Source organism: Streptomyces sp. R-74717, assembly GCF_047305335.1.
In the GTDB taxonomy this organism is placed as follows: Bacteria; Actinomycetota; Actinomycetes; order Streptomycetales; family Streptomycetaceae; genus Streptomyces; species Streptomyces atratus.
Genome location: NZ_CP102361.1, coordinates 1,028,961 through 1,048,854, shown reverse-complemented (window position 1 = coordinate 1,048,854; position 19,894 = coordinate 1,028,961). Strand labels below are relative to the sequence as shown.

General features: G+C 70.9%; 18 protein-coding genes and 3 pseudogenes. 16 read left to right on the top strand and 5 right to left on the bottom strand.

Going from position 1 to position 19,894, the window contains the following annotated elements; all coding sequences use genetic code 11:
- The first annotated feature begins 1 nt into the window (after nt 1).
- The 6 genes from NRF20_RS04735 to NRF20_RS04710 all read left to right on the top strand — a co-directional run bounded on the left by NRF20_RS04735 (nt 2) and on the right by NRF20_RS04710 (nt 6,209).
- Entirely contained in the window at nt 2-1,147 is a 1,146-nt protein-coding gene (locus NRF20_RS04735) for a M20 family metallopeptidase (protein WP_398631563.1), read from the top strand.
- Nucleotides 1,144-2,001 carry a GNAT family N-acetyltransferase gene (locus NRF20_RS04730; RefSeq protein ID WP_398631564.1) on the top strand — a complete coding sequence of 286 codons (858 nt, stop codon included), beginning with the start codon at nt 1,144-1,146 and terminating at the stop codon, nt 1,999-2,001. Before NRF20_RS04735 ends, NRF20_RS04730 begins: the two co-directional genes overlap by 4 nt.
- Nucleotides 1,998-3,104: an o-succinylbenzoate synthase gene (menC, locus tag NRF20_RS04725; RefSeq protein ID WP_398631565.1), complete on the top strand. Its 1,107-nt coding sequence runs from the start codon at nt 1,998-2,000 to the stop codon at nt 3,102-3,104. Before NRF20_RS04730 ends, menC begins: the two co-directional genes overlap by 4 nt.
- On the top strand, nt 3,101-4,015 hold the full coding sequence (locus NRF20_RS04720; protein ID WP_398631566.1) for a serine hydrolase: 915 nt from the start codon (nt 3,101-3,103) through the stop codon (nt 4,013-4,015). The genes menC and NRF20_RS04720 overlap by 4 nt, the downstream gene beginning before the upstream one ends.
- 2 nt (nt 4,016-4,017) lie before the next feature.
- Nucleotides 4,018-5,616, top strand: coding sequence for a PucR family transcriptional regulator (locus tag NRF20_RS04715; protein ID WP_413752058.1), 1,599 nt, complete (start codon nt 4,018-4,020; stop codon nt 5,614-5,616).
- Between the two features lie 146 nt (nt 5,617-5,762).
- A complete protein-coding gene (locus NRF20_RS04710; RefSeq protein ID WP_398631568.1) occupies nt 5,763-6,209 on the top strand; it encodes a nitroreductase family deazaflavin-dependent oxidoreductase in 447 nt (148 codons plus the stop codon).
- A 75-nt stretch (nt 6,210-6,284) separates the two neighbouring features.
- Here the strand turns inward: NRF20_RS04710 and NRF20_RS04705 are convergent, their stop codons facing one another.
- Complete coding sequence (locus NRF20_RS04705; protein ID WP_266355217.1) at nt 6,285-7,016, bottom strand: flavodoxin family protein; 732 nt, start codon at nt 7,014-7,016, stop codon at nt 6,285-6,287.
- Nucleotides 7,017-7,139: 123 nt separating this feature from the next.
- Entirely contained in the window at nt 7,140-8,375 is a 1,236-nt protein-coding gene (locus tag NRF20_RS04700) for an MFS transporter (protein ID WP_413752057.1), read from the bottom strand.
- A gap of 118 nt (nt 8,376-8,493) precedes the next feature.
- Between NRF20_RS04700 and NRF20_RS04695 the strand changes: the two genes are divergently transcribed.
- The 4 genes from NRF20_RS04695 (at nt 8,494) to NRF20_RS04680 (ending at nt 11,459) form a co-directional block, all read left to right on the top strand.
- Nucleotides 8,494-8,970 (top strand): winged helix-turn-helix transcriptional regulator, encoded by a 477-nt coding sequence (locus NRF20_RS04695; protein ID WP_413752056.1) that lies wholly within the window; start codon nt 8,494-8,496, stop codon nt 8,968-8,970.
- Between the two features lie 133 nt (nt 8,971-9,103).
- Nucleotides 9,104-9,781: an ABC transporter permease gene (locus NRF20_RS04690; RefSeq protein WP_413752055.1), complete on the top strand. Its 678-nt coding sequence runs from the start codon at nt 9,104-9,106 to the stop codon at nt 9,779-9,781.
- Nucleotides 9,778-10,455: an ABC transporter permease gene (locus NRF20_RS04685; protein ID WP_266365011.1), complete on the top strand. Its 678-nt coding sequence runs from the start codon at nt 9,778-9,780 to the stop codon at nt 10,453-10,455. Before NRF20_RS04690 ends, NRF20_RS04685 begins: the two co-directional genes overlap by 4 nt.
- The gene (locus NRF20_RS04680) at nt 10,452-11,459 is read left to right on the top strand and encodes an ABC transporter substrate-binding protein (RefSeq protein WP_413752054.1); all 1,008 of its coding nucleotides are present in this window, start codon (nt 10,452-10,454) and stop codon (nt 11,457-11,459) included. The genes NRF20_RS04685 and NRF20_RS04680 overlap by 4 nt, the downstream gene beginning before the upstream one ends.
- A gap of 305 nt (nt 11,460-11,764) precedes the next feature.
- Here the strand turns inward: NRF20_RS04680 and NRF20_RS04675 are convergent.
- Nucleotides 11,765-12,232: pseudogene (locus NRF20_RS04675) on the bottom strand (TROVE domain-containing protein); the annotation flags it as partial.
- A 386-nt stretch (nt 12,233-12,618) separates the two neighbouring features.
- Between NRF20_RS04675 and NRF20_RS04670 the strand changes: the two are divergent.
- Nucleotides 12,619-12,771 (top strand): transposase, encoded by a 153-nt coding sequence (locus NRF20_RS04670; RefSeq protein ID WP_398631573.1) that lies wholly within the window; start codon nt 12,619-12,621, stop codon nt 12,769-12,771.
- Nucleotides 12,772-13,169: 398 nt separating this feature from the next.
- Here the strand turns inward: NRF20_RS04670 and NRF20_RS04665 are convergent, their stop codons facing one another.
- Nucleotides 13,170-14,144: an acetylxylan esterase gene (locus NRF20_RS04665; RefSeq protein ID WP_413752053.1), complete on the bottom strand. Its 975-nt coding sequence runs from the start codon at nt 14,142-14,144 to the stop codon at nt 13,170-13,172.
- An 86-nt stretch (nt 14,145-14,230) separates the two neighbouring features.
- Here NRF20_RS04665 and NRF20_RS04660 point away from each other — a divergent pair, with 86 nt between their 5' ends.
- The 4 genes and pseudogenes from NRF20_RS04660 to NRF20_RS04645 all read left to right on the top strand — a co-directional run bounded on the left by NRF20_RS04660 (nt 14,231) and on the right by NRF20_RS04645 (nt 17,230).
- The gene (locus tag NRF20_RS04660) at nt 14,231-15,256 is read left to right on the top strand and encodes a LacI family DNA-binding transcriptional regulator (RefSeq protein ID WP_413752052.1); all 1,026 of its coding nucleotides are present in this window, start codon (nt 14,231-14,233) and stop codon (nt 15,254-15,256) included.
- Nucleotides 15,253-16,520: pseudogene (locus tag NRF20_RS04655) on the top strand (FAD-dependent oxidoreductase). The gene NRF20_RS04660 and the pseudogene NRF20_RS04655 overlap by 4 nt, the downstream one beginning before the upstream one ends.
- Nucleotides 16,521-16,548: 28 nt before the next feature.
- Nucleotides 16,549-16,728 (top strand): annotated as a pseudogene (locus tag NRF20_RS04650) (hydantoinase/oxoprolinase family protein); the annotation flags it as partial.
- Between the two features lie 226 nt (nt 16,729-16,954).
- Complete coding sequence (locus tag NRF20_RS04645; RefSeq protein WP_398631576.1) at nt 16,955-17,230, top strand: DUF2087 domain-containing protein; 276 nt, start codon at nt 16,955-16,957, stop codon at nt 17,228-17,230.
- Nucleotides 17,231-17,277: 47 nt separating this feature from the next.
- Here NRF20_RS04645 and NRF20_RS04640 read toward each other — a convergent pair whose 3' ends face one another.
- Entirely contained in the window at nt 17,278-18,441 is a 1,164-nt protein-coding gene (locus tag NRF20_RS04640; protein ID WP_413752051.1) for an ABC transporter ATP-binding protein, read from the bottom strand.
- A gap of 106 nt (nt 18,442-18,547) precedes the next feature.
- On the opposite strand from NRF20_RS04640, the gene NRF20_RS04635 reads away from it, so the two are divergent.
- The gene (locus NRF20_RS04635) at nt 18,548-19,843 is read left to right on the top strand and encodes an alpha/beta fold hydrolase (protein ID WP_398631578.1); all 1,296 of its coding nucleotides are present in this window, start codon (nt 18,548-18,550) and stop codon (nt 19,841-19,843) included.
- Nucleotides 19,844-19,894 lie beyond the last annotated feature (51 nt).

Here is a 19,894-nt window from a genome sequence, read left to right as displayed (position 1 = left end):
CGTGACCGCAATCGCCACCGCCCTGGAGGCGGGGCTGCCGGGCCTGCTGGCCGACATCGAGGAGCTGGTCCGCACCGAGTCACCCAGCGAGGACCTGGCAGCCGTCGCCGACTGCGCCCGGGTCGTCGCCGGGCTCGGCACCCGGCTGACCGGCGCGGCGCCCGAGTGGCTCGACGGCTCGGGACGGCCCGCTCTGCGCTGGCGCTTCGGCTCCGGCGACCGGGTGCTGCTGCTCGGCCACTTCGACACGGTGTGGCCGGTGGGCTCGTTGGCCGGGCACCCCTTCGAGGTGGCCGGGGGACGGCTGACAGGACCCGGCTGCTTCGACATGAAGGCCGGCGTGGTGCAGCTGTTCCACGCTCTGTCGGTGCTCGACGACCTGGACGGGGTGTCGGTCCTGCTCACGGGCGACGAGGAGATCGGCTCCCCGACCTCGCGCACCCTGATCGAGGCCGAGGCTTGCCGAACCGGGGCCGTACTCGTCCTGGAGGCGAGCGAGGCCGGCGCCCTGAAAACCGCGCGCAAGGGTGTGTCCGGGTACGAACTGAACATCACCGGACGCGCGGCGCACGCCGGACTCGAACCGCAGCGCGGGGTCAATACGACCACCGAACTGGCCCACCAGGTGCTCGCGTTGTCCGCACTCGCCGATCCGGTGGCCGGCACCACGGTGACGCCGACCGTGGCCTCCTCCGGCACCACCCGCAACACGGTGCCCGATGCGGCCCGGCTGCTGGTCGACGTACGGGTGGAGACGGTCGCCGAGCAGGCCCGGGTGGACCGTGCCATGCAGGGTCTCGCGCCGGTGCTCGCGGGCGCCTCGATCGAGCTCGCCGGAGGCCCGGACCGGCCGCCGCTGCAGGCGAGCGCGTCGGCGGAGCTGTTCGAACTCGCCCGAAGCCGCTACGCGGAGCTGGGCTTCGGCCCGCTGCGCGGCGTCGCGGTCGGCGGCGGATCCGACGGCAACCTCACCGCCGGAGCGGGCACGCCCACTCTGGACGGGCTCGGGGCCGTGGGCGGCGGGGCGCACGCGGACGACGAGCATGTGGTCGTCGTCGAACTGCCCCGCCGCGCGGCACTGGTGGCCTCGCTGGTGGCCTCGCTCGTACGCGAGCCGCTGTCCGTACCCGGCCGGGTGACACCGTGAACGGTACGGAGGCGGCTGCCGCGGCAGCCGCCGCGGATCTGGCCGCGCTCCGTGCCGGCGTGACCGTCACGGAGTTGCACGGGCTGGACGAGATGCTGGCGGCCTGCAAGGTGCTGGACCGGGTCTGGCGGCCCGTTCCCGGCAACCCGCTGATCACCCCGGAGCTGTTGCGGGTCTTCGCCCACTCGGGCAGCTACGTCGTCGGTGTCCACCAGGACGGCCGGATGGTCGGATTCTGCCTGGGCTTCCTGGCCACCGCCGGACTGCACTCGCACATCGCCGGGGTCGACGACAGCGTCCGGGGCCGCAATGTCGGCTTCGTAGTCAAACTCCATCAGCGGGCCTGGGCCCTGGCCCGTGGCATCACCGCGGTCACCTGGACCTTCGACCCGCTGATCAGCCGCAACGCCTACTTCAACCTGGCCAAACTGGGGGCGGCGCCGAGCGAGTACCTGGCCGACTTCTACGGCGCGATGCAGGACGAGGTCAATGCCGGGACCGAGACGGACCGGCTGATGGTCCGCTGGGAGCTGACCGGCCGTCATGCCGTCGGATCCGCCGCGGGCACACCTCACATCGTCACGGTCGACGAAGCGGGTGCACACGCCGTGGTCGGTCTGGACGCCAAGCCCGACGGGGGCCCCGCCGTCGGGCGCCGGGACGGCGACACCGTCCTCGTCCGGATCCCCACGGAGATCGAGACACTGCGCCGCACCGACCCGCCCCTGGCCCGCGAATGGCGGTACGCGCTGCGCGAGGTGCTCGGCGGCCTGATGGCCGAGGGACACACCGTCACCGGATTCACCCGGGACGGCTGGTATGTGATCGACAAACGTCAGGAGAAGCAGGCATGAAGCTCGTCGGTGTGGAACTGCGCCGGATCGCGATGCCGCTGGTCGCACCCTTCCGAACCTCGTTCGCCACCCTGACCACCCGGGAGATCCTGCTGGTCAGGGTCGAGACCGAGCACCATGAGGGCTATGGCGAATGCGTCACCATGGCCGATCCGCTGTACTCCTCGGAGTACACCGCGGCCGCGGCGGACGTGCTGCGCAGCCATCTCGTGCCCGCGCTCGCCGCCCTCCCGGCGCTCGACCCCTGGGCGGTCGCCCCGGCAGTGGCCGCGTTCAAGGGGCACCGGATGGCCAAGGCCGCACTGGAGACCGCGGTGCTGGACGCCTGGCTGCGCGCCCATGAACTGTCGATGGGGCAGTGGCTGGGGGCGACGGCCGAGCGGGTGCCGGCCGGGGTGTCGGTCGGCATCATGGACTCGATCCCCGCACTGCTCGACGCCGTCGACGGCTATCTCGCCGAGGGCTATCTGCGGATCAAGCTGAAGATCGAACCCGGCTGGGACGTGGAACCGGTGCGTGCGGTCCGGGAGCGCTTCGGCGACGGCGTACTGCTCCAGGTGGACGCCAACACCGCGTACACCCTCGCCGACGCCGCACAGTTGGCCCGGCTCGACCCGTACGGGCTGCTGCTGATCGAACAGCCCCTGGACGAGGAGGACATCCGGGGCCACGCGGCACTGGCCGAGCGGGTGCGCACCCCCATCTGTCTGGACGAATCCATCGTCTCCGCCCGCTCGGCGGCCGACGCGATCGCCATGGGTGCCTGTTCGGTCGTCAACATCAAGCCGGGGCGGGTCGGCGGCTATCTGGAGGCCCGGCGCATCCACGACGTGTGCGCCGCGCACAGCGTCCCGGTCTGGTGCGGCGGAATGCTGGAGACAGGCCTCGGCCGGGCCGCCAATGTCGCCCTCGCCGCCCTGCCGGGCTTCACCCTGCCCGGCGACACCTCCGCATCCGACCGGTACTACCGGACCGACATCACCGAACCGTTCGTGCTGAAGGACGGCCATCTCGACGTGCCCCGCGCACCGGGGCTCGGACTCTCCCCGATCCCCGAGCAGCTGGCCGAAGTGACCGAATCGACCGAATGGATCAGCCGATGACCGCAACTGTGTCAGGCACCGTCGAGAGCAGGATCCGGACGGCGTTCGACGACGCCGAGGTCCAGGGGTACTTCTTCGCCCGAGAGGTCGACGGCGACCACACGATCGGCGTCGCGGCGGACGAACCGGTCTGCCTCGCCTCCGTGTTCAAGATCCCGATCGCACTCGCCTACGCACGCGAGGCCGCCGCAGGACGGCTGGAGCGGACCGAGCGCCACTCGGTGGACCCGCACTACCGCGACGGCGGCATCGGCACCTCCGGCTGCGCCGACCCGGTCGAGATGAGCCTGCGCGACCTGGTCCACATGATGCTGACGATGAGCGACAACGCAGCCACCGATGTGGTGCTGGCCCGGGTCGGTCTCGACACCGTCAATGGACTGCTTGCCGAACTGGGCCTGCGTCGGACCCACTTGATCGGCGGCTGTCTGGAGCTGACCGGCTCGCTCTTCGCCGACCTCGGCGTGACCACTGAGGTCGAGGCGCACGCGAGGATGGCGGCACTCGCCGCGCAGGGGCCAAAGAAGCTTCTGGAGCTGTCGGTGTGCGTCCCCGAACGCACCACCCGGGGAACGGCCCGCGACATCGCGGAACTGCTGGTCCGGATCTGGCGCGACGAGGCCGGTCCCGCCGAAGCCTGCGCCGAGGTACGGGCCGTGATGTCCCAGCAGATCTGGCCGCACCGACTGTGGTCCGGCTTCGACGACAGCTACCGAGTCGCCGGCAAGACCGGGACGCTGCCGGGCTGGCGCAACGAGGCCGGGGTGATCGAGGACCGCGACGGCGGGCGCTGGGCGGTGGCAGTCTTCACCCGGTCCGACCGGCCGGACCTGCACAACTCCCGGGCGGACCGGGTGATCGGGCAGGTGGCAGCACTCGCCGTCGACGAACTCCGATCAACTACCTTGTGATGATGACGGAGCAGCCGCGGGCCGTGCTCGGCCGGATCCTCAACGATCTGGGATCGACGTTGATCGAGGTGGTGGCCGGGCAGGCCGACCCGGCCCGCACCGTCAGCGGAGTGCTCATCCAGGACCCGCTGGACGAACCGGCCAGGCTGCCCGGCGCGGTGGTGCTCGGCGTCGGCGTGTACGGCGCCGAGCCGGTCGCCGCTCTGGTCGACCGGGCCGCCGGGCTCGGCGCGGCGGCCGTGATCGTCCGGTCCCCGGTTCCGGTGGACGGGCCGGTGGCCGAGGCGGCCGCGCGCACCGGCCTGACCGTGCTCGGCCTGACCCCCGGCGCGTCCTGGGCCCAGGTGGCCGCGCTGCTGCGGTCGCTGCTCGCGGTCGACGAACTGGGGACGGTGGGCGGCCCCGACGAGGCCGACGGCGCCGAGCCGCTCGCCGGCGACCTGTTCGCGCTGGCCAACGCGACGGCCGGCCTGCTGGACGGCCCGGTCACCGTCGAGGACCGCGGCGGTCGGGTGCTCGCCTTCTCCAGCCGGCAGGACGAGGGCGACGACGCCAGGATCGCGACCATCCTCGACCGCCAGGTTCCCGCCGAGAAGCTGCGCGCCCTGGAGCAACTCGGCGCCTTCCAGGCCCTCTACCGCAAGGAAGAACCCGTTTATGTGGCCGGCATCTCCGACAAGCCCCGCGTCGCGATCGCCGTCCGCGCAGGCGGCGAGATCCTCGGGTCGATCTGGGTCGTGGTCGACGGGCCGCTGAGCGAGGACCGTACGCAGGCCCTGCAGGAGGCGGCGAAGGTGGCCGCCCTGCATCTGCTGCGCCACCGTACGGGCGAGGACGTCGAACGCCGACTGCGCGCGGATCTGCTCGCCACGGTCCTGCAGGGCGGCACGCACGCACCGCAGGCCGCCGTACGACTGGGCCTGTCCGCGCAGCCCGCCTGCGTACTGGCGCTCGCGGTGACCGGCGAGCCGTCGGCGCCCGACCGGGTGGCCGCGGGCCACCGCATCGCCGAGGCCCTCGCCCTGCACCTGGCCGCGATCCACCCCCGTACGGCCGCGGCCTCACTCGGGGGCATCACCTACGCGGTGCTGCCCACGAGTTCGGACGAGCACGCGCTACGGGTGGCCGAGGCGTTCCTCGGCCGCATAAGCAACCGTGTCCCCGCCGTCATCGGCATCGGCCGGCTCGCCGCCCGCCCGGCCGAACTGCGCCGCTCCCGCGCCGACGCGGACCGGGCGCTGCGCGTTCTCGGCTCCGGCCGCTCGCAGCGACGGGCCGCAAGGCTGTCGGACGTCTACGCCGCCTCGCTGCTGGAGGAGCTGACGGACCGGATCGCCGCCGAGGACGATCTCCCCGACGGACCGGTCATCCGGCTGCGCGCCTACGACGCCCAGCACAACACCGCCCTCACGGACACTCTGGGGGCCTGGCTGAGTACCTTCGGCGATGTGGCCGCCGCAGCTGCCGCTGTACACATCCACCCCAACACCTTCCGCTACCGGCTCAAGCGGCTGGCCGTGGTGGCGGGCATCGATCTCAACGACCCGGAGGCGAGATTCGAAGCGATGCTGCAACTGCGGCTGAACCTGCCGCACCCCTGACACCGGCCCGACTGCCGCCATGACACGCGGATCCGCCCGGCCCGGGGTGGGCGGAATGATGAAAGAGTTCCCGGAGCAGCGGGACGCACCCGTGCCCGCATGTCCGTGTGTCTGCGTAACCGAATGTCGACGATGGGACAGATGCCATGCCTCTCAAGGGTGAGTACGAGCCGAGCCCCGCGCAGTGGGTCCGCGATCAGGTCGAGCTGTTCGAGAGCTCCGGGGGGACGGAGGGAACCACGATGCGGGGCCTGCCGGTCATCATCGTGACCACCCGCGGGGCCAAGAGCGGCAGGATCCGCAAGACCCCGCTCATGCGGGTCGAGCACAACGGCACGTACGCCGTGGTCGCCTCGCAGGGTGGCGCGCCCAAGCATCCCGTCTGGTACCACAACATCGTGGCCGACCCCCGCGTGGAGCTGCAGGACGGCCCGGTCCGACAGGACATGAACGCCCGTGAGGTCACCGGCGAGGAGAAGGCGGTGTGGTGGCGGCGCGCGGTCGAGGCGTTCCCCGACTACGCCGACTACCAGCTCAAGACCGACCGGCAGATTCCGGTCTTCGTCCTGGAGCCGGCAGCCGAACAGCACTGACCTGCCCGGGGGAGGCGCGGGCCGTACGCCCGCCGCTCCTCCGCCGGACGCGGCCTCGTCAACCGGGGGGCGCGGTCAGCGGTGCTCCGGGTTGGGATAGTCCGAGCGGCAGCCCGCATCCCACTCGGAGCGCTGGTTGCCGTGGGCCGGGATGCCGTTCGCACGCCTCAGCATCGTGGCGAGATGCATCAGGTTCCAGGCCATGAAAGAGGTGTTGCGGTTGGTGAAGTCGTTCTCCGGACCGCCCGACCCCGGGTCCAGATACGACGGGCCGGGCCCCGCCTCCCCGATCCAGCCCGCATCGGCCTGCGGAGGGATCGTGTAGCCGAGGTGCTGGAGGCTGTAGAGCAGGTTCATTGCGCAGTGCTTGACCCCGTCCTCGTTCCCGGTGATCAAGCAGCCGCCCACCCGGCCGTAATACGCGTACTGGTCCTTGTCGTTGAGGATGCTGGAACAGGCGTAGAGGCGCTCGACGACCCGTTTCATGACCGAGCTGTTGTCCCCCAGCCAGATCGGCCCGCACAGCACCAGGATGTCGGCGGCCATCACCTTCTCGTACAGCTCCGGCCAGGCGTCCGTCTGCCAGCCGTGCTCCCTCATGTCCGGCCAGACGCCGGTCGCGATGTCGTGGTCGACGGCCCGGACCACCTCGGTGGTGACGCCGTGCTCCTCCATGATCGCGCGGCTGTGGTCGATCAGCCCCTGCGTATTGCTGGTCTCCGGGGAGCGTTTGAGCGTGCAGTTGAGGTAGAGCGCGCGCAGATCGTCGAAGCGGTAGGTGTCATCGGTGCGGCCGGGCGACGACATGCGGGGGCTCCTCGGTATGTATACGGGGAAGGGGTGTGAATCCCGGTCTACCGTCATGTGCGGCCGTACCGGGCGGTAGGCGCGCGGATGCCCCCCATACGCAGCAAGTCCGGCCCCCGGTCATCAGGCGGATGCGCTCGGCGCTCCGGTCGTGCCTGCCGCAGGCGTGTCATCGCGGGTCGCCGCCCACACGACGAGCGCGAGTGTGCTGATCGCGGCGCCGAGAACGCACACCGCACCCCATCCGGCCATCGCGTAGACGGTCGTCGAGGCGAGGGCGCCCGCAGCGCTGCCGACCGAGTAGAAGACCATGTAACCGCCGATCAGACGGCTGCCCGCGTCGGGACGGACCGCATAGATCAGGCTCTGGCTGGTGACATGGACGGCCTGCACGGCGAGGTCGAGGACGATCGCGCCGATCGCCAGTGCCAAGAGCGACTGCCGGGTGAGGGAGAGGGGGAGCCACGACACGGTGAGCAGGGCCAGTGCCACGCCGGTTGTCCACCCGGCGAGGCCGCGGTCGTGCAGGCGCCCGGCCGGAGCGGCCGCGAGCGCTCCCGCCGCCCCCGCGAGCCCGAATGCTCCGATCGCGGTGTGCGACAGCGACAGCGGGGGTTCGCTCAGCGGCAGCGCGACGCAGCTCCACAGGGTGCTGAACGCGGCGAAGATCAGCAGGGCGAGCAGAGCCCGGACACGGAGTACGCGTTCCTCGGCGAACAGGACGAGTGTTGAACGCAGCAGCTGCATGTATCGCATGGGGGCGGGTGGTGCGGCGCGTCGTGGCAGCACGCGATGCAGGGACAGGGTGAGCGCAAGGGTCAGTGCCGCCGATGTGAGGTAGACCGATCGCCAGCCCGCCAGGTCGGCCAGTGCACCGGAGACCGTGCGGGCCAGCAGGATTCCGATGACGATTCCGCTCGTGACCAGGCCGACCGCGCGGCCGCGTCGGTCCGGGGCGGACAGCGACGCGGCGAACGCCACGAGGGTCTGCGTCACCACGGCGAGAAAGCCCACCGCGGCCAGGGCGGTCAGCAGGATCGGTGCGGTGGCCGCGGTCCCGGTTGCGATGAGTGCCGTTGCCAGCAGTACCAGCTGGGTCACGACGAGGCGCCGCCGGTCGACCAGATCGCCGAGGGGCACGAGCAGGAACAGCCCGAGGCCGTACCCGATCTGGGTGAGGGTGACGACGATACCGACGGTCGCCGCACTGATCCGGAAGTCCTGGCTCAGGGTGACGAGCAGGGGTTGCGCGAAGTAGACATTGGCCACCGCCACGCCGGACGCGACCGCGAACAGCAGTGTCGTGCGTCCGGACAGGGCGCGAGCCGGTGTCGCCGCGTTCGCGTTCTCGGATCTCATCGTTCTCTCGCTGCCGGTCACGTGGCATCCCTCGATCGCATTGGTTGCATGTTGCTACCAGGTTGACCGTAGCCGCACCTGGTAGCATGTTGCAACCGATGGTGTGAGGGAGGACGGGATGGTCAAGCGGACACGCTTCAACGAGAGCGACTGCCCGGTGGCTCGTTCGGTCGACGCGATCGGCGACTGGTGGTCGCTCCTGATCGTCCGCGACGCGTTCGACGGCAGTCGCCGCTTCGGGGAGTTCCAGCGCAGCCTGGGCGTGGCGAAGAACATCCTCGCGTCGCGCCTGCGCGCTCTCGTCGCGGGCGGCATCCTCGACCTGGTTCCGGCGGCCGACGGCAGCGCGTACCACGAATACGTGCTGACACCCAAGGGCAGGGATCTCTTCCCGGTCATCGTGGCGCTGCGGCAGTGGGGCGAGGGCCACTTCTTCGGTCCCGGCGAACCGCACTCGGAGATGGTCGACCTGCGGCACGGCCGTCCGCCCCGGGCGCTGGAGGTCCACTCGGCCGACGGACGGCAGCTCGGACCGGACGACATCACGGTGAAGAAGGTCGAACGTCCCGCGGACGTGGCAACGGCGTCCGAATAGGCCGACGCGCCGCACGGCCCGGCGGCGCCGCCACCTCCCCGACCGTCCGCGTCACACGGGTACGCCCCCACATGGCCCCCGGACAGTCGATCAGGACGCGCGTCCGCCCGCCTTCCCGCGCTCCAATGGACGGGTGACCGCGCCTCCCGACGACTGCCTCGCGCGCAATGAGTGGCTCTGCGGTGCCTACCTGACCAGCCGTCGCGAGATTCTCTGGGACGCCGTCGTCCAGCACCTGCAGCTCACCACGGCCTCTGTACTCCTCGGACTGGTCCTCGCCGTTCCGCTCGCCCTCGCGGCGCGGCGCCGGCGCTGGGCGGCCGGTCCGGTCCTCGGTGTGACGACCATCCTCTACACCGTGCCGTCGCTCGCCATGTTCTCTCTGCTGCTGCCGGTGTACGGACTCTCCGCCTCGCTCGTCGTCGCCGGACTCGTCCTGTACTCGCTCACCCTCCTCGTAAGGAACATCCTCGCCGGACTGCGCGCCGTGCCCGCGGAGACCAGGCAGGCCGCACGTGGCATGGGTTACGGCCCCGTGCGTCTGCTCGTCGCCGTGGAGCTTCCCCTGGCCCTGCCCGCCGCCATGGCCGGACTGCGTATCGCGACCGTCTCCGCGGTCTCCCTGGTCACGGTCGGTGCGATCGTCGGCTACGGCGGACTCGGCAACCTCATCTACTCCGGGATGAACACGTACTTCAAGGCCCAGGTGCTCACCGCCTCCGTCCTCTGCGTCGTCATCGCCGTCGCCGCCGACGTGCTGCTTCTTCTCGCGCAACGAATCCTGACCCCGTGGACCCGGAGGCGGTCGTGAACACCCTCGCCGCCGCCTGGTCCTGGCTCACGACCCCGGCGCACTGGTCCGGCGACGGCGGCATCTGGAACCGTCTCGGCCAGCATCTGTTCCTCACCGTCGTCTGCCTGCTGATCAGCTGTCTGATCGCGCTGCCCATCGCCCTGGTCCTCGGTCATCTCGGCAAGGGCGGCGCGCTCGCCGTCAACATCTCCAACATCGGCCGGGCCGTCCCCACCTTCGCCGTGCTGGTGCTGCTGCTCCTCACCCCGATCGGCGGGCACGGCGAGTGGCCGACCATCATCGCCCTGGTCCTCTTTGCCGTACCGCCGCTGCTCACCAACGCCTACGTCGGCATGCGCGAGGTCGACCGCGACGTCGTACGGGCGGCCACCGGAATGGGTATGACGGGCAGACAGCTGATGCTGGGCGTGGAGGTGCCGCTCGCCCTGCCCCTGATTCTCACCGGGGTACGGATCGCCGCCGTCCAGCTCGTCGCCACCGCCACCCTCGCGGCGCTGGCGGGCGGCGGGGGACTCGGCCGCATCATCACCGCGGGCTTCAACCTCGCCTCCACCGCGCAGGTGGTCGCCGGGGCGGTGCTCGTAGCCGTCTTCGCCCTGATCGTCGAAGGGCTCTTCGAGGTGGCACAACGGCTCGCCCCCGACCGGTTCCGGGGCGAGGAATCCGGATGAGGCGGCGAAGTGCCCTCCCCGTGCTCCTCGCGCTCCTGCTGTCGACGAGCGCCTGCACCACCGGGCCCTCTCTGGAGAACCAGGGCGAGATCACCGCACCGCCGGGCGACAGCAAACACCTCACCATCGGCTCCGCCGGCTTCACCGAGAGCGACCTGCTCGCCCAGATGTACGCGCTGCTGCTCGACCGGGCCGGCTACTCCACGAAGATCATCTCCGTCACCAACCGTGAGATCTACGAACCGGCGCTGGAGAGCGGCCAGATCGACGTCGTACCGGAGTACGCGGCCACCTTCGCGGACTGGCTGAACGCCAAGAAGAACGGTGCCGACGCAGCCCCCGTCGGCTCGCCCGACCTCGCCGCCACGATGAAGGCCCTGCGCGCCCTCGCCGCACCCCGTGGCCTCACCGTCCTCGACCCCGGGCGTGCCGTCGACCAGAACGCCTTTGCGGTCGCCGCCCCGTTCGCGGCGAAACACCACCTGAAGACCCTCAGTGACCTCGGCGGATCAGGACTGCCAGTGCGTCTGGCCGCCGGCGACGAATGCGTACAACGCCCCTACTGCGCACCCGGGCTGAAGAAGACGTACGGCATTCGCATCACGGCCGTGGACCCCAAGGGTGTCGGCACCACCCAGGCCAAACAGGCCGTCCAGAACGGTCAGGACCAGATGGTCCTGACCACCACCACCGACGCCACCCTCGACGACTTCGGCCTCGTCCTGCTCGCCGACGACAAGCACCTGCAGAACGCCGACTACCTCGTCCCCGTCGTCAACCGGTCCCGGGCGGGCAGCGAAGGCGTACGCAAGGCGCTGGGCAAGCTCAACACCGTTCTGACGACCGCCGACCTGGCCCAGCTCGACGAGCAGGTCGACAGCTGGCGACGGCTGCCCGAGGGCGTGGCACGCACTTACTTGGAGTCCAAGAACCTCATCCCGCGCGGCTGGAAGACTCCTGAAGATCTTGCTCGGGCCGCCCGACTCATGCCGGATTGCCATTAATTGCAAATCGGGTTAAACCATCGCAAGTCGGGCGCGATTTCGAGAGCTTCAGTGGTCTCCAAGGCCGTGTCTTTCGGATCAGGCCAGCTCAGCGGTCCATGGCCAAGCGGCCTCGCGGCCGGCCTCGATGAGGCCGACCATCCGGAACGCGGCGTCCGTGAGGCCGCCGAAGGTGTGCCGGTGGGGGCCCGTGGGGCCGTGGGCGGGCCGGTACCCCGCAAGGTTCCACGTGTAGACGGGAATGTCGGCCGGGACCGGTTCGGTCGGCCCGCCGGGGCCGTAGGGGGCGGCCTGCTCGTCGGTGACGGCTGCGGCACGTTCCGCCCGTACACCGAGATCCAGTGGGCGAGCAGCTCGCCGGGCTCGTCGGCGCGCTGGAGCACCGAGTCGATCACGGACCGGTTGGACGGGCCTCCGGACGCCCCGGCCTCGAGTCGGGCCCGCACGTACGCGGCGGCGCCCACCAGGGACGCCTTGCGCATGTTGCCCTCGCTGCGAAGCCAGCGCAGCAGGCCGGCCGTCCACACGGGGTCCTGGACAGCGAGTTCACCGACGAGACGGGCGTACCGGTCGTCCCGCTCCTCACCGCTCTCGTAAAAGGTCCGCTGGGAGACGAAGTTGCCGACCGCGAGGAGGAAGAGCTCCTCGCGGGGCTCCCGGACGAAGGCCGGGCCGCCCTCATAGGTGCGGAAGTCCGGCCTGGCGGGCCCGTGATGGAGCCGTGGTGGGGGCAGGGAGCGGGCGGCCGCCGAGACGTGCGGGGCCACGAGCATCTCGGGCCATATCTTGGAGACGCGCAGGGTGTGACGAGGCAGCGAATCCCCCCGGATTCAAAGGATTGGACGGGCCCCGGCCAAAAGGTCCGACGGGGCGAAGACGCCCGCGCCTGCTGAGATCAAAGGGGGCGGCGGCGTCACTTGGTTGTCAGAAGGAAGTAGCCGCAGCCGAGCGCATCGGAGGCGCGGTCGCGATGCCAACCTACAAGGGCCACCGGGCCGCACACCAGCGATTAACGCAGGCCCGTTCCCGGACTCCGACATGGGCGCCGTTGGCCCCGGGGAGGGAGGGCCGTGCGGGGGACACGAAAGCGTGCCGGCGCGATGGCGGTGGCCCGGACGCCTAGGCAGTTTCGTTTGATCAGCCGGTCGTTGGTCCGGGTGTGCCGTTGACTGACGCGCAGTGGGCGCGGATCGAGCCGTTACTCCCGGACCGCACGCCGAAGCGGGTCGGGCGATGGCGGGATCACCGGCAGGTGATCGACGCGATCGCGTGGAAGTTCCAGACCGGCTCGCAGAGGTGCACTCGGTCATGACTTTGGTGACGGTCGGCTGATCGGGGGTTGGCCTGCGAGCGCGGTATGTCGGCGTCGAGCCCGGGCAGCCCGAGGGGCGCGAAGCGGCCACGCCATGTGCGCACCGTGTTCACGCTGGTGGCGCAGGCAACAGTGACCGGGCCGTTCGCCGGTCCGTCCGCCGCGCCCAGCACGATCCTGGCCCGTAGTACCTGCCGGACCTCCCCGGTTGCGGAGGCAACGCGGTCTGCGTGCCGAAGCGGTCTGCGTGCCGAAGCGTCCTGCGGAGCCGACGCGGCGCCATCTGCGTGTGCGCCGAGCGGCTACGGCCACAACAGACCCCCTGGCACCGCAACTCGCCTGGCTCACCGACCCCTCGACGAATCAACGCGGCGCTGCACCGGGGCGGCTCTTCGGAATCACGCCGTCAGCTTCCCGGGCAGCCAGCCCAGCTGCGCGGCCTCCTGGAACGGCCCACCGCCCTCGTGATCGTTGAAGTCGTACACCTCGATGGCCTTGTCCTGGTGGGCGTACGCGTTGAAGGCGGCGAAGACGGTCGAGGGCGGGCAGGTCATGTCCTCCAGAGCCGTCGAGAACAGCGCCGGTGCACGCCCGCGTGCGGCGAAGTGCACCCCGTCGAAGTAGGACAGGGTGGCCCTCGCCTGTTCGGCCCGGCCCCGGTGCGTCTTGAGGTAGCTGCCCACCTCGCGGTACGGGTTGCGGTCGGTGACGGTGAGCGCGCGGGGGAAGTCGCACAGGAACGGGACGTCCGGCGCGATCGCCGTGAGGTCGGATATCAGCCCGCCGACGGCGAGCGTGATGCCGCCGCCCTGACTCTCACCGACGGCCGCGGTGCGCGCCGCATCGGTCAGCGGATGCGAGCGCGCCGCCTCCACCGCACGTACCGCGTCGGTGAACACGCGCCGGTAGTAGAACGCGTGCGGGTCCTCGATGCCCCGGGTCATGAAACCGGGGTACGAGGGCGCGCTGCCCACCGGGTCGGGGGTGTCGCCGACGAGCCAGCCGCTGCCCTGGCCCCGGGTGTCCATCACGAAGTGGGCGAAACCGGCCGACGCCCAGAGCAGATGGGTGTGGGCCAGGCCCCGCCCGCCGCCGTAGCCGATGAACTCCACGACCACCGGCAGCGGTTCGGTGCTGCCCGCCGGGAGAACGAACCAGCCCTTGACCGGGTGACCGCCGAAGCCCGCGAACGTCACGTCGTACACGTCGACGGTCGTCAGCCCCGTGCCCGTACGCAGCTCGAACCGGGCGCCGAGGTCGTGGGACCTGGCCTCGTCGAGTGTCTCGGACCAGAACGCGTCGAAGTCCTCCGGCTCCACCGATCGGCTGCGATAGCCGCGCAGTTCGGCGAGGGGCAGATCGAACAGGGACATGCGGAACCGCCTTCTTCGCAGGGGTGAGTGATCACCGTGGGGATGGTCGATCACACCGTACGGGTGCGAGCGGCGCGCGGACGAGCGTGCCCTTGCGTCGGGAAGAAGTTGTGTCCGACTCGGAGGAGACCCGGCAGAAGGTTCTGGAGGCGGCCCGCAGCCTCGGATATGTCCCCGATCCGGCGGCCCGCAGACTCGCGGCGGCGCGCAGCAACCTGCTGGGCGTCTTCAGCTTCACCGCGACGTTCCCGACCGATGTGCAGCACTCGTACTACCCGTTCCTGGTGGGCGTGGAGCGCGAGGCCGCGGAATGCGGTTACGACCTGGTGCTGTTCACCGGTTCGAGCACCGGCGGCGCGGGGGCCACCGGGCCCGACGCGCTGAGCCGGGTCCGCCTCGCCGACGGCTGTCTGTTCCTGGGCCGGCACGCGCCTGCCCAGGAGCTGCGGCGGCTGGTCGCCGACGGCTTCCCGGTGGTCCATCTCGGCCGCCGGGACGAACTGGAGGGCCTGGCCTGGGTCGGCGCCGATTACGTGAGCGCCGGCCGCGAGGTCGTCGCCCGCCTTGCCGCGCTGGGGCACCGGCGGATGCTGCTGATCTGCGAGGACGACGAGGCACACGCCTCCACCGACCGTGAACACGGCTTCCTCAAGGGGCTGGAGGCGGCCGGGCTCCCCGGCGGCCCCGAGACGGTCTTCCGTTCCGCCGACCCGGAACGAGACCTCACCCCCGAACGGCTGCGGGGCTGGCTCGCCGAGGGCGTCACCGCGCTTGTCGCCGAGGAGACCGACACCGGAGCTGCCTGGCGCGCCCTGCGCCGCGCCGTCACCGAAGCAGGGATCGACTGCCCGCGCGACGCCTCGCTGGCGCTCCTCGGCAGCCCGCCCGCCGACCTCGCGGACGGCCCCGAACCCACCGGCTTCGACATCCCCCATACCCAACTCGGCGCGGCGGCCGTACGGATGCTCGCCGCGCTGGTCGCGGGGGAGGACGCCACCGAACCCCTGGTGGCCTGCGCGTTCCGGCCCGGCGCAACCGCCGGACCACCGCCCTCGGCCCACCAAATCCGACGGACCGCACCACCTGTACGTACAGCACAAGGAGACCTGTGATACCCGAACCGGACATCCTCGTCGTGGGCGCCGGACTCGGCGGCGTCGCCGCCGCGCTCGCCGGACGCACCGTCGTCCTCACCGAGGAGACCGACTGGATCGGCGGCCAGCTCACTTCCCAGGCCGTCCCGCCGGACGAGCACCCGTGGGTGGAGCAGTTCGGCACCACCGCCTCGTACCGCCGACTGCGCGAAGGCATCCGGGCGTACTACCGCCAGTGGTACCCGATGCGATCCGAAGCGCTCGCCCTCACCGACCTCAACCCGGGCGCCGGCCGGGTCAGCAAGCTCTGCCATGAACCACGCGTCGCGCTCACTGTGCTGGAGGCGATGCTCGCGCCGCACCGGGCGGCGGGCCGGCTCACGCTGCTCACCGAGCACCGGGCCGTGACGGCGGAGGCAGACAACGATGCCCCCGCTCCCTGGAATCGGTACCGCGCACCTTCGTCCCCAACCCGGACATCGACCCGCTCGCCGTCGGCGCCGACCAGAGCGCGGACGCGGGTGACAAGGAACTGTGGGGTTTCCGCCGCATCCTCGCCCGCGGGATGCACCGCCCCGGCGCCTTCGACTCCGACGTCACGCTCGTCAACTGGCCGCTCAACGACTACTGGCTCAAGCCACTCGCCGGCGCCGGTGAAGAGGTATCCATCCAAGCGGTCGCCGAGGCGCGGCAGTTGTCGCTCTCGCTCCTGTACTGGCTGCAGACCGAGGCTCCGCGTCGGGACGGCGGCACCGGCTTCCCCGGACTGCGGATCCGCCCCGACATCACCGGTACCGACGACGGCCTCGCCAAGGCTCCGTACGTACGCGAGTCCCGCCGGATCAAGGCCGTCACCTCCGTCACCGAGCACGATGTGGCGATCGACCTCGTCGGTCCGCACGGCGGGACACGCCACCGGGACGCGGTCGGAGTCGGTAGCTACCGCATCGACCTGCCCCCCTCCACCGGAGGCGACAACTGCATCGACGTCGGCTCGGTGCCGTTCGAGATCCCGCTCGGCGCCCTCGTGCCGCGCCGCGTCCGCAATCTGCTGCCGGCCGGCAAGAACATCGGCACCACCCACATCACGAACGGCTGCTACCGGCTCCACCCGGTGGAGTGGAACATCGGCGAGGTCACCGGTGCCTTGGCCGCCCACTGTCTCGCCGAGGGCGTCGAACCGGAGCAGGTCCAGTCCGAGGACAAGCGGTACGAGGAGTTCGCGCGGCTGCTCGACCGCGACGGGGTCCAGCGCCACTGGCCCGACGTACGCGGCTACTGACTGCCGGCCCCGCCGGACCCGAACCAGTGTGGTGATGCGCTGCGACGGCGGTGTGATGTCGCTCGACGAGATGCGCAGACGCCCGATGCTGACCGTACTCTCCGGACCTGCCGCGGGGGTGGCGGGTGCGCTGGTGCAGGAACGGATCAGCGAGGGCCTGTTCCTGGAGATCGGGGGCACCCCCACCGACATCGGCGTCGTCCGCCGCGTGTTCCGTCACCGGTGTGACGTGGTGCCGTCCCTGCGGATGACGCGCATCCGGAAGCGCAGGCCGTCAGGCGTGTCGTGGTCGTCGAAGTCGAGGAACGCAACCGGTCCACCCGACGGGGGTCTCCCCGGCGGATCGGGGACGGGCGGGCCCCATCCGTCATCCGGCGCGCGGGCGCGGCGAAAACACGTTGCCCGCAGGCCGGAGGCCTGCGACGCTCCCCCTCATGCCTGACAACGATTCAAGCGGTTCGCACCAGGTCGCGGCGCTCTTCTCGCACGGCCGTCTGACGGCGATCCCCCGCAAGACGGCACGCCGCGAGCAGTTGCTGGTCCACCTCACCGAGACACTCTTCGAGCGGGACCGGACCTACACCGAACGTGAGGTCAACGAGGCACTGCTCACGGTGCACGAGGACTGCTCGGCGCTGCGCCGCTACCTGGTCGTCGCCGGTCTGCTGGTCCGTCCCAAGGACGGCAGCAGCTACCGGCGCGGGCGGTAGGGCGAGCCCTGACCGGCGCGTGGCCTGTGCGACGCACAGCGCGCGCCCTACGCGTCCGCCACCGAGTCGAACCGCACCTCGTCCCGGCCCACGCCCCGCGCATCGGCGTCCACCGAGCGGCGCAGCGCCTCGTGGAGTCCGGCCGGAGTCAGCACGCCGAGGAACCGTGACCCGTCCAGCACCGCGATCCACCCGGCGTCGTGCTGGAGCATCTCGCTGAACGCCTGCTTCAGTGGCGCACCGACCGGCACCCAGGCGTCCATCCGGCGGGCCTGCTCGCCGACCGTGCCGTGTTCCCCGGCGATCCGCAGCGCGTCCGCCGACACCCAGCCGTGCAGGTCGCCGTCGCCGTTCAGCACCACCGCCCAGCGGGCACCCGCACTGCTCAGCCGTGCCCCCGCCGACCTCACCGGCTCGTTCAGCCGGGCGACCGGCGGCTGCTCCAGATCGTCCGGCTCGATCGTGGTGACCGAAAGGCGCTTCAGACCCCGGTCGGCGCCCACGAACTGTGCCACATACGAGGTCGCGGGAGACCCGAGCACCGCCCCCGGGCTGTCGAACTGCTCGATGCGTCCCGCCCCGTAGACCGCGATCCGGTCACCCATCCGGACCGCTTCCTCGATGTCATGGGTGACCATCAGGACCGTCTTCCTGACTCTCGCCTGAAGACTCAGGAATTCGTCCTGCAGCCGCTCACGCACCACCGGGTCGACCGCGCCGAACGGCTCGTCCATCAGCAGCACCGGCGGGTCGGCGGCCAACGCCCTTGCCACGCCCACCCGTTGACGCTGCCCCCCGGAGAGCTGGGCGGGGTAGCGGGAGCCGTACGTCTTCGGGTCGAGACCCACCAGATCCAGCAGCTCGGCTGCCCGCTCGCGGGCCCTCGCCCGCTTCCAACCCACCAGCGAGGGGACCGTCGCGGTGTTGTCGAGGATCGTGCGGTGCGGGAAGAGACCGACCTGCTGGATGACATAGCCGATCCGGCGGCGCAGTTTCACCGGATCGACGTCGGCGATGTCCTCGCCGTCGACCAGGATCCGGCCCGACGACGGCTCGATCAGCCGGTTCACCATCATCATCGTGGTGGTCTTGCCGCAGCCGGACGGTCCGACCAGAGTGACCAGCTCCCCCTGGGCGACCTCGAAGGAAAGACCGTCGACCGCTCTCGTACCGTCCGGATAGACCTTGCTGACCTGCTCGAACCGGATCATGCCTGCACGGTAGGAGACCCCCGGGCGTGCCGCACACGGGCCGCGACTGTCCGTGTCACGGCCATGTGCTGAACTATCCGTGGAACATCTGATTCAGGAGCACCTTGTGAGCAGCTACCGGCACCCCGGCATCGTCTTCACCGACCGCTATTTCACGGTCCCGCTCGACCACACCGATCCGGGCGGTGAGCAGATCGAGGTCTTCGGCAGGGAGGCCGTGGCGAGCGGCAAGGACGGCGAGGAGCTGCCCTGGCTGGTCTATCTGGAGGGCGGCCCCGGCTTCGGCGCCAGGCGCTTCATCGGCACGGAGGCATGGCTGGGGCGAGCCGTGCAGGAGTTCCGTGTGCTGCTCCTCGACCAGCGCGGCACCGGCCTCTCCACCCCGGCCAACCGGCAGACCCTGCCGCTGCGCGGCGGCCCGCGCGAGCAGGCCGACTACCTCGCCCACTTCCGCTCCGACAACATCGTGCGCGACTGCGAGCTGATCCGCCCGCAGCTGACCGGCGGCGAACCGTGGACGGTACTCGGCCAGTCCTTCGGCGGCTTCTGCGCCGTCCGCTATCTTTCGGCCGCTCCCGAAGGGCTCAAGGCCGTCCTCATCACCGGTGGACTGCCCTCGCTCGACGCACACGCCGACGACGTCTACCGGGCCGCCTACCCGCGGATCGAGCGCAAGGTCGCCGCCCACTACGCCCGCTACCCGCAGGATGTCGAGCGCGCCCGGGAGATCACCGCTCACCTCGCCGAGCACCGCCCGGAAAGCGCGGGACACCGTCTGACACCCGAGGGGTTCCAGTCCCTCGGCATCATGCTGGGCGGCGGCAACGGCAGCCACCAGCTGCACTATCTGCTGGAGAACGCCTTCGTCCGTACGCCGCTCGGCACCGAACTCTCCGACACCTTCCAGGAAGCGGTGCGCACGGCCAACTCGTTCGCCGGGCATCCGCTGTACGCGCTGATGCACGAGGCGATCTACGGTCAGGGCGCACAGCCCACCGGCTGGGCCGCCGAGCGGGTCCGTGCCGAATTCCCCCAGTTCGACGCGGCCACGGCGCTCAAGGGCGACGGACCGGTGCTCTTCACCGGTGAGAGCATCCACCCCTGGCACTTCGAAGTGGACCCGGCGCTGCGCCCGCTGCGCGAGACGGCCGAGCTGCTGGCCTCCCGTACCGACTGGGCGCCGCTGTACGACACCGAGCGGCTGGCCGCCAACGAGGTGCCGGTCGCCGCAGCCGTCTACCACGACGACATGTATGTCGACACCGGGCACGCGCTGCGCACGGCGGAGTCGATCCGCGGTCTGCGTACCTGGGTGACCAACGAGTTCGAGCACGACGGGCTGCGTGCGGGAGGACCGCGCGTACTGGACCGCCTGCTTGCCCTGGTCCGGGAAGACGTCTGATCCGTTCCCGTAGCGGGAGGAGCCGGTCGCGCGGGTGCGTGACCGGCTCCT

What these genes read in the sequence shown, in the direction of transcription:
- NRF20_RS04700 (WP_413752057.1), bottom strand. Translation starts at nt 8,375, where the DNA reads ATGAGATCCGAGAACGCGAACGCGGCGACACCGGCTCGCGCCCTGTCC.
- NRF20_RS04705 (WP_266355217.1), bottom strand. Translation starts at nt 7,016, where the DNA reads ATGTCGTCGCCCGGCCGCACCGATGACACCTACCGCTTCGACGATCTG.
- NRF20_RS04640 (WP_413752051.1), bottom strand. Translation starts at nt 18,441, where the DNA reads ATGATCCGGTTCGAGCAGGTCAGCAAGGTCTATCCGGACGGTACGAGA.
- NRF20_RS04680 (WP_413752054.1), top strand. Translation starts at nt 10,452, where the DNA reads ATGAGGCGGCGAAGTGCCCTCCCCGTGCTCCTCGCGCTCCTGCTGTCG.
- NRF20_RS04665 (WP_413752053.1), bottom strand. Translation starts at nt 14,144, where the DNA reads ATGTCCCTGTTCGATCTGCCCCTCGCCGAACTGCGCGGCTATCGCAGC.
- menC (WP_398631565.1), top strand. Translation starts at nt 1,998, where the DNA reads ATGAAGCTCGTCGGTGTGGAACTGCGCCGGATCGCGATGCCGCTGGTC.
- NRF20_RS04695 (WP_413752056.1), top strand. Translation starts at nt 8,494, where the DNA reads ATGGTCAAGCGGACACGCTTCAACGAGAGCGACTGCCCGGTGGCTCGT.
- NRF20_RS04720 (WP_398631566.1), top strand. Translation starts at nt 3,101, where the DNA reads ATGACCGCAACTGTGTCAGGCACCGTCGAGAGCAGGATCCGGACGGCG.
- NRF20_RS04710 (WP_398631568.1), top strand. Translation starts at nt 5,763, where the DNA reads ATGCCTCTCAAGGGTGAGTACGAGCCGAGCCCCGCGCAGTGGGTCCGC.
- NRF20_RS04715 (WP_413752058.1), top strand. Translation starts at nt 4,018, where the DNA reads ATGACGGAGCAGCCGCGGGCCGTGCTCGGCCGGATCCTCAACGATCTG.
- NRF20_RS04645 (WP_398631576.1), top strand. Translation starts at nt 16,955, where the DNA reads ATGCCTGACAACGATTCAAGCGGTTCGCACCAGGTCGCGGCGCTCTTC.